The organism is Flavobacterium aerium (assembly GCF_030766725.1).
Classification (GTDB): Bacteria; Bacteroidota; Bacteroidia; order Flavobacteriales; family Flavobacteriaceae; genus Flavobacterium; species Flavobacterium aerium.
Genome location: NZ_JARQWR010000006.1, coordinates 49,044 through 62,104 on the forward strand (window position 1 = coordinate 49,044; position 13,061 = coordinate 62,104).

Sequence of the window (13,061 nt, forward strand, 5' to 3'; positions counted from 1 at the left end):
TTTGTAGTCTGATTTTTTTAAGAAAATCAAAAAAAAGAATTTGTAAATCTATCAATTATATAAAGAATGAAACGTGTTGTCGTTGGACTATCAGGTGGAGTTGATTCTAGTGTTGCTGCCTATTTGCTAAAAGAGCAAGGGTATGAAGTGATTGGTCTTTTCATGAAGAACTGGCATGATGACACTGTAACTATTTCAAATGAATGTCCGTGGTTAGAAGATAGTAATGATGCTCTTTTAGTAGCAGAAAAATTAGGGATTCCTTTTCAAACAGTAGATTTAAGTGAACAATACAAAGAGCGTATTGTAGACTATATGTTTAATGAATATGAAAGAGGGAGAACACCCAATCCAGATGTATTATGTAATCGCGAAATCAAGTTTGATGTCTTCATGAAGATTGCATTGAGCTTAGGGGCAGATTATGTCGCTACAGGTCATTATTGTAGAAAAGGAACGCTTGAAAATGCAGATGGAACGGAAACGTACCAATTGTTAGCGGGTGTAGATGGAAATAAAGATCAGTCGTATTTTTTATGTCAGTTATCGCAAGAACAATTGGCAAAATCATTATTTCCAATTGGAGAGTTGACAAAACCACAAGTACGTGAGATTGCAGCACAAATGGAATTGGTTACCGCAGAGAAGAAAGATTCACAAGGATTATGTTTTATTGGTAAAGTAAGACTACCGGAATTTTTACAACAAAAATTACAACCGAAAGAAGGACTTATTGTAGAAGTAGCAGCAAAAGATGCTATTTATGCCATAACAGAACCGGAATTTAATAGTGAAGAAGAAGCCTTGGCTTATGAAGCACGAAACAAAGACTATACAACCACGATGGGTAAAGTAGTAGGAAAACACCAAGGTGCGCACTACTTTACTAATGGCCAACGTAAAGGCTTGGGTGTAGGAGGTACAGTAGAACCGTTATTTATCATTGCAACAGATGTTGTAACGAATACAATCTATACAGGACAAGGACATACGCATCCAGGATTGTTTAAAAAAGCATTATTTGTAGAAACTTCCGAGATTCATTGGATTCGTGAAGATTTAGCATTAAAAGCGGGAGAAACAATGGAAGTAATGGCTAGAATCCGTTACCGTCAAGCGTTGGAAAAAGCAACATTACACCAATTTGAAAGTGGGATGTATGTAGCTTTTGAAAATCCACAATCTGCTATTACCGAAGGACAATTTGTAGCTTGGTACAAAGGAGATGAATTATTGGGCTCAGGCGTTATTTCTTAAAGGAAACAAGTTAATGATATATAAAAAAGCTATTCTGTACAGAATAGCTTTTTTTTAAACCAATGTATTACTGTAATTGAGATAAAGTAATCAATGTAATTGCAATGAGCGCAAGGCCAATTCCAATATAATTTTTAGTATTCATTTTCTCTTTGAAAAATACAATACCAACCAAACTAGCCAATATAATTACGCCCAAGTTCATCGCGGCAAATACGGTAGAAGGATTTTCGGCAAAAGCTTTATGAGCTTTTAAGTAAAATAAGATATTACCAAAATTAAAAAGTCCTAAGATTCCTCCATATAGAAAATTTTTACTTTCAAGTTTTGATTTGTGCATAACAAGTTGATACAATACAATTCCTAACGCTATAATTAAAGAGCAACAGAAAACGGCAAACAAAGAAGTCGTATAAGGAACAGCAGTATAGGTTGCGATTTGCTTAAATAAAACATCAATAATACCAAAGCCAACAAATACTATAATTGGGTAAATCCATTTATTAGAAGAAATATCTCCTTGTTTTTTTTTCGACAAAGTAAAAAAGATTGCCACAAATCCCACAATTAATCCTGCAAGTTTTAATGCTGTAAAATCTTCCTTGAAAATAAAATAGGCAGCCAGTAACGGGATAAATAAGGATAATCGCTGCGATATATCAGTTTTGACAATCCCTATGTGTTTAATAGAAATGGCAAGAATCAAAAATATTGTAGGCAATAAAATACCCAATGCACTATAAATAGACCAAGGAGCATCCCAATTCATTACTGCGGTAACATCTGGATTGAAAACAAAATAACAGAGCAGTATAGCAAATAAATAATTATAGGCAATAATTTGAAGAATATCTATGTTTCTGCGTTTCGCTAGTTTTAAGAGTATTCCAACGGTAATATTGCACAGAATACTAAGAATAAGATATAACATTATATAGTGTCGTTAATGTGGATGAATTGGAGTGAAAATTAGTCTACAAATTTAAGCGGTTTCGAGTTTAAAAAGAGGAAAAAGAACAATTTCATTATCATATTAAAAAGAAATGGAAACAAAAGAGGTAATAATTTTGTAGATTTGATAACCAATAACATACTGTTTTAAAAATGTAATTAGTTTAAAATAGGCACATTAAATGAATTTATAGATGAAGAAAATACTACTAGTTTTTCTAATTTTTATATCAATTGCAGGGAGGACGCAAGAACAAGATGCATGGGTATATTTTAAAACAAAAGAAAATACCCAATTATACCTTGATAATCCATTAATGATGCTTTCACAAAGAGCTTTGGATCGACGAGTAGCACAGAATATTGGATTGGATAGTAAAGATATTCCCATCAGTCAAAATTTTGTAAATCAAATAGATGCCGCAGTTGGTATAACCGTTAAAGCTCAATCGAAATGGCTTAATGCAGTTCATGTTAGAGGTTCAGTAACCGCTATCAACTCAGTAAGTACCCTTGCTTTTGTAGACCGAATTGATTTTGCAGATCGGACCTTAAATACCCAAAATAGAAAAGAAACTAAATCTTTGGCGAATCAACAAGATCAGAAAGTAATGGATGTTGAAGCTAATTTTAGTTATGGAACAAGTGCGAATCAAATTCAGATGTTGAAAGGGAATTTATTACACCAACAAGATTATACGGGAACGGGGAAGATTATAGCAGTTTTAGATGGAGGATTTCCAGGAGTTAATACAACAGCACCATTTCAACGGTTAATAAATAACAATTTGATTTTGGGTGGATATAATTTTGTTGATCGAAACGAGAATTTTTATACCCGTAACAATCATGGAACAGCAGTACTATCAACCATGGGCGGGTATGTTGAGAATCAATTAGTAGGGACAGCACCCGATGCATCCTATTACCTTTTTATTACAGAAGATACCAATGGAGAAAATCCATTAGAAGAATCACTGTGGGTAGAAGCTGCTGAAAGAGCCGATAGTTTAGGAGTAGATATCATAAATTCGTCTTTAGGATATGATACATTTGATAATTCAGCTTACAATTATTCATATGAAGACATGAATGGCACGGTAGCTTTTATTACACGAGGAGCAGATATTGCTTTTTCTCGCGGAATGATATGCGTGATTTCAGCAGGAAATGAAGGCAATAAACCGTGGCATTATATAACAGCACCTGCCGATGGTTTTAATGTACTAACCATTGGAGCTGTTACAGCAACTCGAAATTACGCTTCATTTAGTTCTGTAGGGCCATCTGCTGATGGAAGAGTGAAACCTGATGTAATGGCACAAGGAGAAAGTGCAGTAGTCGCTAACTTAACTGGGAATGTAAGCGTTTCAAATGGAACCTCTTTTTCAAGCCCAATTATGGCAGGAATGGTAGCCTGTTTATGGCAAGCTTTACCGAACAAAACGAATACAGAAATTATACAACTAATCAAAGAATCGGCACACCTCTATCAAAATCCAACCGACTTAATGGGCTATGGAATTCCAGATTTTAGTGTAGCTTTGGGAAATGCTTTAGGAGTTCAGGAATCAATACAAGAAAAATTTACCTTATATCCAAATCCTGTAGTAGACTATGTTACAGTTGCGTTGCCTAAAACGATAAACAATGCGAAAATTAGAGTGTTTTCGATATACGGACAACAAATTTTGGAACAAGATGTAACATTTCAAAATTCTATGATCTCATTAGGAAGAATAGAATCTGGGTTGTATGGTTACACTATTGAATCCGATGGGAAAACGCAAAGAGGAATGCTAATAAAGAAATAAACAATATATAATATCAATATTTTTTAAGAATAGAATGAATAAAATCACCCAACTTTTTAAAATACAATACCCTATTATTCAAGGAGGAATGATCTGGAATAGTGGTTATAAATTAGCAAGTGCAGTAAGTAACGCTGGTGGACTTGGATTAATTGGAGCAGGTTCTATGTATCCTGAAATTTTAAGAGAACACATTCAGAAATGTAAAAAAGCAACAGATAAACCTTTTGGGGTAAACGTACCCATGCTTTATCCAAATATTGAGGAAATTATCAATATTATAGTTGAAGAAGGAGTGAAAATTGTTTTCACATCTGCGGGAAACCCAAAAACATGGACAGAATTTTTGAAATCAAAAGGGATTACAGTAGTTCATGTGGTAAGTAGTTCGAAGTTTGCATTAAAAGCCCAAGAAGCAGGAGTAGATGCAGTTGTTGCAGAAGGTTTTGAAGCAGGAGGACACAATGGAAGAGAAGAGACGACGACACTAACTTTAATTCCGATGGTTAAAGAACATTTGAATATTCCATTAATTGCTGCAGGAGGAATTGCAACAGGAAAAGGAATGTTGGCCGCAATGATATTAGGCGCAGATGGAGTACAAATGGGAAGTCGTTTTGCAGCTTCAATTGAATCCTCATCACATGATAATTTTAAGCAAACCATTCTAGATATAAAAGAAGGAGATACTCATGTAACCTTAAAAGAGTTGGCACCCGTTCGAATGATTAAAAATAAATTCTATCAAGATGTTCAGGATTTATATACAAAATGTCCAACACCGGAAGAGCTAAAGACATTATTGGGTAGAGCAAGAGCTAAACGCGGAATGTTTGAAGGAGATTTAGTTGAAGGGGAATTAGAAATTGGACAAATCGCAGGATTGATACATGAAATTTTGCCTGTTGAAACAATTGTTGAAACAGTAATGGCAGAATTTGAACAAGCAAAAATAGCAGTTACACACTTATAAGAATAAAAAAAAGAAACCCCTGACCAAATGATACAGGGGTTTCTTTTTTATTTATAAAAACAATGAATATTCATTAATCATCCAAATGGTAGATTTCTCTAATTCCTTTGAGTACTTCATCAAAATCAATATTCAAATCAATTAATTTTCCGCTAATGATATCAAAAACCCATGCGTGAACCTGTAGGTTTCTTTCGCGGTATGCTCTTTGAATATCAGCTGTTTTCATCAGATTAAAACATTGTTCTTGGACATTGAGTTCAACTAAACGATTGTATTTTTGATTCTCATCTGTTATTGCATTCAATTCTACTTTGTGTAAACGGTACACATCACGAATGTTACGCAACCAAGGATTTAATATTCCCAAATCTGCTGATTCCATTGCTGCTTTTACACCACCACAAAGGTAATGGCCACAAACCACAACGTGATTCACTTTTAAATGGTTCACAGCATAATTTACCACCGACATGGCGTTAAGATCAATACTAATGACCATATTGGCAATATTACGGTGTACAAAGACTTCTCCAGGTTCTACACCCATCAAATCTTCAGCTGTAACACGACTATCCGAGCATCCTATATACAGAACGTCTGGGTTTTGCCCTTTGGAAAGATTTTGGAAATAATCAGGATTGACAGCTAATTTCTGTTCAATCCATTTGGCATTATTTTCGAATACTTTTTCTAAATTCATCTTAATAGCATTAAAGGTTATTAATAAAGTTCTGGACCGTATTTTTTGTACATGCCTAATTGTGAACCCTTGCAATGAGGTGATACAGTGGAGAAATACTCCCTGTAAACTGTATCAAAGTTATGATTTCATTTATAAAAAAAGAGACTGTTGAAAGAACAGTCCCTTTTTAGATGTATTAAAATTTGTTTTCTACTTCTGCTGCTTGTAGCATTAAGTAGTGTAAGTCTGTATTTTTTACGAAAGGTTTCAATAATTCACTTCCAGGGCCATACATTGCTAATTCAACATAATCTGCTGAGTGATTCATACTGATCCATCCTACAGAATTTGTTTTTTGTTGTATATCAGCCAAGGCTTTAAATGGTAAATGTTTTAAATTATATAAACCTTCTTCTTTATTTAAATTATCGTAATAGCTTAGAATTATTTTTGCTTCAGCATCAGTAATAGTCAAGCCACCATTTGCAAATTCAATACGCTCACGAATTTGAGAAGTTGTAGATGATTTTGAAATGCCACTTAAAATCCAATCATTAGTATGTTTGTATTTTTGAATGCTGTCAAAATTATCGTTTGCTTCTTTACCATAGATTACGCCAGGGTTTGCATTACCATGATCAGTAGTGATAATAACTAAAGTGTTTTTGTCTTTTTCAGCAAAATCAATAGCTACTTTTACTGCTTCATCAAATGATACTTGGTCATTAATCAAGGCTCCGATGTCATTTCCGTGTGCAGCCCAATCTACTTTTCCTGCTTCAATTTGAAGAACAAAACCATTTTTGTGATCTTTCATTCGGTCAATAGCTTTTTGAGCCATCTCCGCAAGAGTAGGGATATTATACGTTAAATCCTGATCATTATTTCTATCCAAAGAATAAGGAAGACCATCGTTATAGAAAACACCAAGAATTGGTTTGTTGTTTGCTGTATCAAATAATTCTTTACGTGTTTTTGCTACTTGATATCCTGCATTTTTATAGGCAGCATACATGTCTTTTTTGTCTTTACGCTCATCTGCACTGAAATATTCATTTCCACCTCCTAGCATAACATCCATGCCCAGTTCTAAATAGGTTTCAGCAATGTTATCCTGTGCATTTCTACTTTTACTATTTACGCAAAATCCAGCTGGAGTTGCATGTGTTATAGGCACTGTTGTTACACAACCGGCCATTTTTCCTGCTTTCTTGAATTTTTGCCAGATTGGTAAATGTACTTCTCCTTTTGGGCCAACATTCAAAGAACCATTGTTTACACGGAATCCACCACCCCATGAAGAACTACCAGCAGATGAATCGGTAACGATTGAATTAGCAGAAGCAGTATCCATTAATGCACGGCTAATTTTACTATCCTTATATAACTGAAGCCAATTACTTCCTTTTCCAGTTTTCCTGTTCAGATATAAATCAGCCATATTCAATGTTCCGGTACTCATACCATCACTTACGAGAAAAATGATATTTTTGGCTTTTTTGCCTTTATTTGAAGATGTTAAATCTATATCCTGCGCTACGCCTTGTAAAGGTGTAATGATTGCTGACCCTAAGGCAAACAAAGATCCATTACGGAAAAACTTCCTTCTATCCATTGTAATTTAGTATTGTGTTGTTGTTAAACAATGCACAAAGATAAAAAAACTATAAGTCATGGAATGTTACGTTAGTATTATTTTCAGAAAATTGTCGAGGAATAGGAAAGGAGTCTTTGCTAGGAAAGAAGCCATCCTGTAAATCCATGAGATCATCTGGTGTACAAAGACAGGCAATAAGGTCTTTTTTGATGACCTCTTCGTCAATGTCTTGACCTATAAATACAAGTTCATTCATGCGATCACCAAATTCTAATGTCCATTTGGATTCAATAGCTTTTTGATTCTCAATAAAACTGGAATATTGAATACGCTCACCAAATGGCATACTAGCCCACCATACACCAGCACCTTCTGCTCGTAGTGAACCGCCTGCTTGACTCCAGTTAAGTGCTTGTTTGGGTCTTGAAGCAAGCCAAAATAATCCTTTACTTCGAATAATTGAGGTTGGGAATTCCTGATCTAAATAGTTCCAAAAACGCTGCGGATGAAAAGGTCTGGGATCACGAAATACAAAAGAACTGATTCCATACTCTTCTGTTTCAGGAGTATGCTCATTTTCCAATTCTCTAATCCATCCCGCAGATGATTCGGCTTTTTCATAATCAAATAAACCTGTATTGATTACTTCTTTTAAATCAATTCTTCCAAATTGAGAAGCAATAATCTTAGCAACAGGATTCAGTTTTTTTAGGGTTGCATACAGAACATCAAGATGATCTTTCTGTATTAAATCAGTTTTGTTGAGGATTATGACGTTGGCAAATTCGATTTGATCCACCAATAAATTTACAATAGTGCGAGTATCTCCTTCAATATCACTTGCATTTCGGTCCATCAAGGTTTCTGCTGTGCTGAGGTCTTTGAAGAAATTAAAACCATCGATAACGGTCACCATAGTATCAATATAGCTAAACTGTGATAAATCAACATTTTCATCCTCATTGACAAAGGTAAATGTTTGTGCAACAGGGATCGGTTCACTGATCCCGGTACTTTCGATTAATAAGTAATCAAATCGGTTTTCACGAGCGAGTTTTTCTACTTCAACCATCAGATCTTCCCGCAAAGTACAGCATATACATCCATTGGTCATTTCAACCAGTTTTTCTTCCGTACGAGACAATGTATTTCCATTTTCAACCAATCGAGCATCAAAATTAATTTCACTCATATCATTGACAATAACAGCTACTTTTAAGCCTTCTTTATTGTGTAATATATGATTTAATAAGGTGGTTTTTCCGGCTCCTAAAAATCCACTCAAGACAGTAACTGGCAATTTCTTATTCATGTCTGTGATTTTTGAAGTTAATGATGTGACCAATAATTAGTCCTGCACCTCCTAGATAAATTAAATTGCTGTGGTGATGCAATATTATTTCTAATATAACGCTACAGTATATAAGTGCTATAGAAAGCCATAAAACGCCTATAGTCCATTTTGAATCTGTTTTTTTTGTTATTTTTACAACAGCAAATAACCCAATGGTTGCAAAAGTAAAATCAATCCATGGATTGTGGCTTATTCCCAAGGGAATAATAGTTAAAAGAGGGAAAGCTAAACAATGAATTAGACATAATGTAGCACTAGATATACCGAGTATATCGTACGAAGAGGAATTGTTTTTTTTCATAATTATATTTTATTAAACGCAACAGTGTTGCAAATATAAATTAATTTTGCATTACAATGGAGAAAAAAATAAAAAGAGAAAGAAATTCTGTTACTAAAACAGAAATTATCAGAATCTTGGAAGAACATAAATCAGCACTGGCACATAAAGATTTCCAACATGCATTTGGAGATAAATGTGATCGAGTAACTATTTATAGAGCTTTAGATCGTTTAGTAGAGGAAGGAAAACTACATAAAGTAGTCAATGTGGATGGAGTAGTGCAGTATGCAATTTGTCATAACTGTAAAGACCATCATCATCATGATCACGTACATTTTAATTGCACTTCTTGTGGAAAAGTTTCCTGTATAGAAAACATAAAGCCGCAGTTTGTATTACCTGCGGCTTATAAAATTGAAGAAATTCAATGTGTCGTATCAGGTACTTGCCCTGAATGTAATGCTATTACAAAATAGCGTAGTCTAATTGAAGTTCTACTTGGTTTTTAAGAAGGTCTTCAAAAGTTTCTCTTTGTCTAATCAAGTGACCTTTTCCTTCCAACCAAAGAACTTCTGCTGGTTTGTAACGTGAATTATAGTTGGATGCCATTGAGAAACAATAAGCACCCGCATTTCTAAAACATAAAATATCACCTTCAGTAATTTCTGAAATTCGTCTGTTATTTGCAAAAGTATCTGTTTCACAGATGTATCCAACGACAGAATAGAATCGCTCTTTCCCTTTTGGATTGGATATATTTTCAATAAAATGTTGAGATCCATAAAGCATTGGTCGTATCAAATGATTGAACCCTGAATCTATTCCTGCAAATACCGTTGAGGTAGTTTGTTTTACTACATTTACTTTGGCTAAGAAATAACCCGCTTCACTTACCAAGAATTTACCAGGCTCAAAAGCTAAAGTCAGTTCACGGCCATATTCTTTGCAGAAAGTATTGAATCTTTTAGTCAGTTTACGACCAAATTCTTCCACATTTGTTTCAATATCCCCTTTACTATAGGGAACTTTAAAGCCACTACCAAAATCAATAAAATCTAATGTTTTGAAGTGTTTTGCAGCTTCAAATAGGATTTCGGCAGCATATAAAAATACTTCTATATCCAGAATATCAGAACCAGTATGCATATGGATTCCATTGATATGCATATTTGTGTTTTCCACGATACGTAATAAATGTGGCATCTGATGGATAGAAATTCCAAATTTTGAATCAATATGTCCTACAGAAATATTAGTATTACCACCTGCCATAACATGTGGGTTGATGCGAATACATACCGGAACTTCTGGATGTTTTGTTCCAAATTGTTCTAGAATGGATAGATTGTCGATATTGATTTGCACACCCAATTGAGCAACAGCTTCAATTTCTTCAAAAGAAACACCATTAGGTGTGTATATAATTTTCTCAGGTTCAAATCCTGCATGCAAACCTAATTGAACTTCCTGAATAGAGACAGTATCAAGACCAGAACCCATTTGCTTCAGTAATTGAAGTATTGCAACATTGGACAATGCTTTGACAGCATAATTGATTCTTACGTGATCTACTTTGGCAAATGCATCAACTAATCTTTTATACTGAGATTGAATTTTTGAGGCATCATAAACATATAATGGACTTCCAAATTCTTGTGCGAGTTGTAATAATTCTTTCGGTTGCATAGATTGTATTAATTTTTAACAAATGTATTACGTGCATTTCGAGTAAACAAAAAAATAACAATTAATAACAAAATACAACATTTTGTTATTAATGAAACTTCAAAATCTATTTTTGTTATAAAAAAAATATTTTTAACTAAAGTAGAGATTTTAGAACCACATCTGGTTATCAACCCAAGAACAATTAATTCGTATTTGTATGAATATTTTTATTTAAATCAAAAATTGTCTTATTCGACTATAAAAATGAATTATTCCTTCCCTTATTCTTATGTAAAAGAAAGAAATTGTACACAGCTTTTAAAATTTTCAAGCTAAAAAAATCTGTTTATTAATAGAGATTAAATATGAACTATTAAAAATTGAGTATTTCATTAAGTCTAAATCACAATGGCTTGATGTAAAATTAGTATTAGTTAGCCTGTGAAGGATTGGATATACAATTATGTAATCAAAGAAATTAAACATCATGAAAAAAAAAATTACTCTTTTTAGCTTAATAATAGCTTTAAGTTCTTGTTCAACAGATAGTTTTGAAAACTCAGTACCAATTACTAGAGATAATAAGTATTTGCCTCGAGTTGATAAAAAATATATTTTACCTCCTAAATGGTTACATGGAACCTTCCAAAGTAATTACTATTATACATTAACAATCGTAGATGGTCCAAATATTTCAATAGACGTGAATAAGCCGCAATATTATACTTTTGATATGTTTACGATTAACACATTAACAGCGAGTTTAATAAAGCTAGATGATTGGACATTTATTATAAAAAAGGATAATGTTACATTCGCATTTTATAAGATTACTGGACAAAATTTTATTTTAAAAATAACTAAAGCTGATGGAATAGAACTAAATTATGCTCATTGGTTTAGAGTAGATTAAGGATAAAAAACTTTTACAAATACTAAATTATTTGAGTCTACTATAGAGTAATTTATACTCATAGAAAATGATTGAGAATTCAGCAATTTATTTCTTTTTGATATTATTATTTAGTACCAATTGGTATATTTTTTAATTGAAAAAAGAAGTAGACTAAATCATAGATACTATAAAAAAAGAGATGAGAATAGATTGTTGTTATATTATCGTAAAATTATAGTTGTGAAAGGGTACAATTAAAAATCATATGAAAGTCTTATCAAAAAAGATTAGGCATTATCAATGTAGTTTGTTATTTTTGTGGCACTTTTTTAATAAAGATAAACTCATCACAATTATGAATTTACACGAATATCAAGGGAAAGAAATATTAGCCAGTCATGGTGTAAGAGTGCAACGTGGTATTGTTGCAGATAGTCCAGCTGAAGCGGTTGAAGCAGCTAAGAAATTAACAGAAGAAACTGGAACACAGTGGTATGTTATCAAAGCACAAGTTCACGCTGGTGGACGTGGTAAAGGTGGTGGAGTAAAACTTGCCAAAAACTTACAACAAGTTGAAGAAATTTCAGGCCAAATCATTGGAATGGATTTAGTTACGCCACAAACATCTGCTGCTGGTAAAAGAGTACACACGGTATTAGTTGCTGAAGATGTTTACTATCCAGGAGAAAGTGAAACTTCTGAGTTTTATGTTTCTGTATTATTAAACAGAGCAAAAGGACGTAACATGATTATGTATTCTACTGAAGGTGGAATGGATATTGAAGAAGTTGCTGAACATACACCTCATTTAATTTTCACAGAAGAAATCGATCCTGCTGTAGGTTTAATGCCTTTCCAAGCAAGAAGAGTTGCTTTTAACTTAGGTTTATCTGGAAATGCATTCAAAGAAATGACGCAATTCATTGCTTCATTATATGCTGCATATATCCAAAGTGATGCTTCAATGTTCGAAATCAACCCAGTATTAAAAACATCTGACAATAAAATTTTAGCAGTTGATGCGAAAGTTGCATTGGATGATAATGCTTTATACAGACAAAAGACTTACGAAGCAATGCGTGATATCCGTGAGGAGAATGCAATTGAAGTAGAAGCAAAAGAAGCAGGTCTTAACTATGTAGATCTTGACGGTACAGTTGGATGTATGGTAAACGGAGCTGGTTTAGCAATGGCTACTATGGATTTAATTAAATATGCAGGTTTTGAACCAGCTAACTTCCTTGACGTAGGTGGTACTGCTGATGCAAAACGTGTAGAATTAGCATTCCGTATTATCTTAAAAGATCCAAACGTAGAAGCTATTTTGATTAACATTTTTGGAGGAATCGTTCGTTGTGACCGTGTTGCTCAAGGTGTTGTTGATGCTTACAAAAACATGGGTGATGCTATTAAAGTGCCAATCATTGTACGTTTACAAGGAACAAATGCTGAAATTGCAAAAGAATTAATTGATAATTCTGGTATGCCAATTTTATCTGCAGTTGAATTCCAAGAAGCAGCAGATCAAGTTCAAGCAGCTTTAAAGAAATAATACATATTGTTTAGTATCCCAATTTCGATTGG

12 protein-coding genes are annotated in these 13,061 nt (G+C 33.6%); 6 read left to right on the plus strand and 6 right to left on the minus strand.

What is annotated here, in order from left to right:
- The first annotated feature begins 66 nt into the window (after window positions 1-66).
- On the plus strand, window positions 67-1,257 hold the full coding sequence (gene mnmA, locus P6733_RS09445; RefSeq protein ID WP_306352616.1) for a tRNA 2-thiouridine(34) synthase MnmA: 1,191 nt from the start codon (window positions 67-69) through the stop codon (window positions 1,255-1,257).
- Between the two features lie 67 nt (window positions 1,258-1,324).
- On the opposite strand, the gene P6733_RS09450 is transcribed toward mnmA, so the two are convergent.
- Window positions 1,325-2,188 carry a DMT family transporter gene (locus tag P6733_RS09450; RefSeq protein ID WP_306352617.1) on the minus strand — a complete coding sequence of 288 codons (864 nt, stop codon included), beginning with the start codon at window positions 2,186-2,188 and terminating at the stop codon, window positions 1,325-1,327.
- A 214-nt stretch (window positions 2,189-2,402) separates the two neighbouring features.
- On the opposite strand from P6733_RS09450, the gene P6733_RS09455 reads away from it, so the two are divergent.
- Window positions 2,403-4,022: a S8 family serine peptidase gene (locus P6733_RS09455; RefSeq protein ID WP_306352618.1), complete on the plus strand. Its 1,620-nt coding sequence runs from the start codon at window positions 2,403-2,405 to the stop codon at window positions 4,020-4,022.
- A 34-nt stretch (window positions 4,023-4,056) separates the two neighbouring features.
- Entirely contained in the window at window positions 4,057-4,995 is a 939-nt protein-coding gene (locus P6733_RS09460; RefSeq protein ID WP_306352619.1) for an NAD(P)H-dependent flavin oxidoreductase, read from the plus strand.
- A 73-nt stretch (window positions 4,996-5,068) separates the two neighbouring features.
- Here the strand turns inward: P6733_RS09460 and P6733_RS09465 are convergent, their stop codons facing one another.
- From P6733_RS09465 to P6733_RS09480, 4 genes are all read right to left on the minus strand, one after another.
- Complete coding sequence (locus P6733_RS09465; protein WP_306352620.1) at window positions 5,069-5,698, minus strand: carbonic anhydrase; 630 nt, start codon at window positions 5,696-5,698, stop codon at window positions 5,069-5,071.
- 178 nt (window positions 5,699-5,876) lie between these two features.
- A complete protein-coding gene (locus P6733_RS09470) occupies window positions 5,877-7,295 on the minus strand; it encodes an alkaline phosphatase (protein ID WP_306352621.1) in 1,419 nt (472 codons plus the stop codon).
- A gap of 49 nt (window positions 7,296-7,344) precedes the next feature.
- A complete protein-coding gene (locus P6733_RS09475; RefSeq protein WP_306352622.1) occupies window positions 7,345-8,589 on the minus strand; it encodes a GTP-binding protein in 1,245 nt (414 codons plus the stop codon).
- The gene (locus tag P6733_RS09480; RefSeq protein ID WP_306352623.1) at window positions 8,582-8,932 is read right to left on the minus strand and encodes a MerC domain-containing protein; all 351 of its coding nucleotides are present in this window, start codon (window positions 8,930-8,932) and stop codon (window positions 8,582-8,584) included. Before P6733_RS09480 ends, P6733_RS09475 begins: the two co-directional genes overlap by 8 nt.
- 56 nt (window positions 8,933-8,988) lie before the next feature.
- On the opposite strand from P6733_RS09480, the gene P6733_RS09485 reads away from it, so the two are divergent.
- On the plus strand, window positions 8,989-9,390 hold the full coding sequence (locus P6733_RS09485) for a Fur family transcriptional regulator (protein WP_306352624.1): 402 nt from the start codon (window positions 8,989-8,991) through the stop codon (window positions 9,388-9,390).
- Here the strand turns inward: P6733_RS09485 and lysA are convergent.
- Complete coding sequence (lysA, locus tag P6733_RS09490) at window positions 9,380-10,600, minus strand: diaminopimelate decarboxylase (RefSeq protein ID WP_306352625.1); 1,221 nt, start codon at window positions 10,598-10,600, stop codon at window positions 9,380-9,382. The genes P6733_RS09485 and lysA overlap by 11 nt on opposite strands.
- A 469-nt stretch (window positions 10,601-11,069) precedes the next feature.
- Here lysA and P6733_RS09495 point away from each other — a divergent pair, with 469 nt between their 5' ends.
- Together P6733_RS09495 and sucC are read left to right on the plus strand one after the other, a co-directional pair.
- Window positions 11,070-11,495, plus strand: a complete 426-nt coding sequence (locus P6733_RS09495) for a hypothetical protein (RefSeq protein WP_306352626.1) — start codon at window positions 11,070-11,072, stop codon at window positions 11,493-11,495.
- A 337-nt stretch (window positions 11,496-11,832) separates the two neighbouring features.
- Window positions 11,833-13,029, plus strand: a complete 1,197-nt coding sequence (gene sucC / locus P6733_RS09500; RefSeq protein WP_306352627.1) for an ADP-forming succinate--CoA ligase subunit beta — start codon at window positions 11,833-11,835, stop codon at window positions 13,027-13,029.
- Window positions 13,030-13,061 lie beyond the last annotated feature (32 nt).

What these genes read in the sequence shown, in the direction of transcription:
- P6733_RS09470 (WP_306352621.1), bottom strand. Translation starts at nt 7,295, where the DNA reads ATGGATAGAAGGAAGTTTTTCCGTAATGGATCTTTGTTTGCCTTAGGG.
- P6733_RS09495 (WP_306352626.1), top strand. Translation starts at nt 11,070, where the DNA reads ATGAAAAAAAAAATTACTCTTTTTAGCTTAATAATAGCTTTAAGTTCT.
- P6733_RS09465 (WP_306352620.1), bottom strand. Translation starts at nt 5,698, where the DNA reads ATGAATTTAGAAAAAGTATTCGAAAATAATGCCAAATGGATTGAACAG.
- mnmA (WP_306352616.1), top strand. Translation starts at nt 67, where the DNA reads ATGAAACGTGTTGTCGTTGGACTATCAGGTGGAGTTGATTCTAGTGTT.
- P6733_RS09455 (WP_306352618.1), top strand. Translation starts at nt 2,403, where the DNA reads ATGAAGAAAATACTACTAGTTTTTCTAATTTTTATATCAATTGCAGGG.
- P6733_RS09485 (WP_306352624.1), top strand. Translation starts at nt 8,989, where the DNA reads ATGGAGAAAAAAATAAAAAGAGAAAGAAATTCTGTTACTAAAACAGAA.
- lysA (WP_306352625.1), bottom strand. Translation starts at nt 10,600, where the DNA reads ATGCAACCGAAAGAATTATTACAACTCGCACAAGAATTTGGAAGTCCA.
- P6733_RS09450 (WP_306352617.1), bottom strand. Translation starts at nt 2,188, where the DNA reads ATGTTATATCTTATTCTTAGTATTCTGTGCAATATTACCGTTGGAATA.
- sucC (WP_306352627.1), top strand. Translation starts at nt 11,833, where the DNA reads ATGAATTTACACGAATATCAAGGGAAAGAAATATTAGCCAGTCATGGT.
- P6733_RS09475 (WP_306352622.1), bottom strand. Translation starts at nt 8,589, where the DNA reads ATGAATAAGAAATTGCCAGTTACTGTCTTGAGTGGATTTTTAGGAGCC.
- P6733_RS09460 (WP_306352619.1), top strand. Translation starts at nt 4,057, where the DNA reads ATGAATAAAATCACCCAACTTTTTAAAATACAATACCCTATTATTCAA.
- P6733_RS09480 (WP_306352623.1), bottom strand. Translation starts at nt 8,932, where the DNA reads ATGAAAAAAAACAATTCCTCTTCGTACGATATACTCGGTATATCTAGT.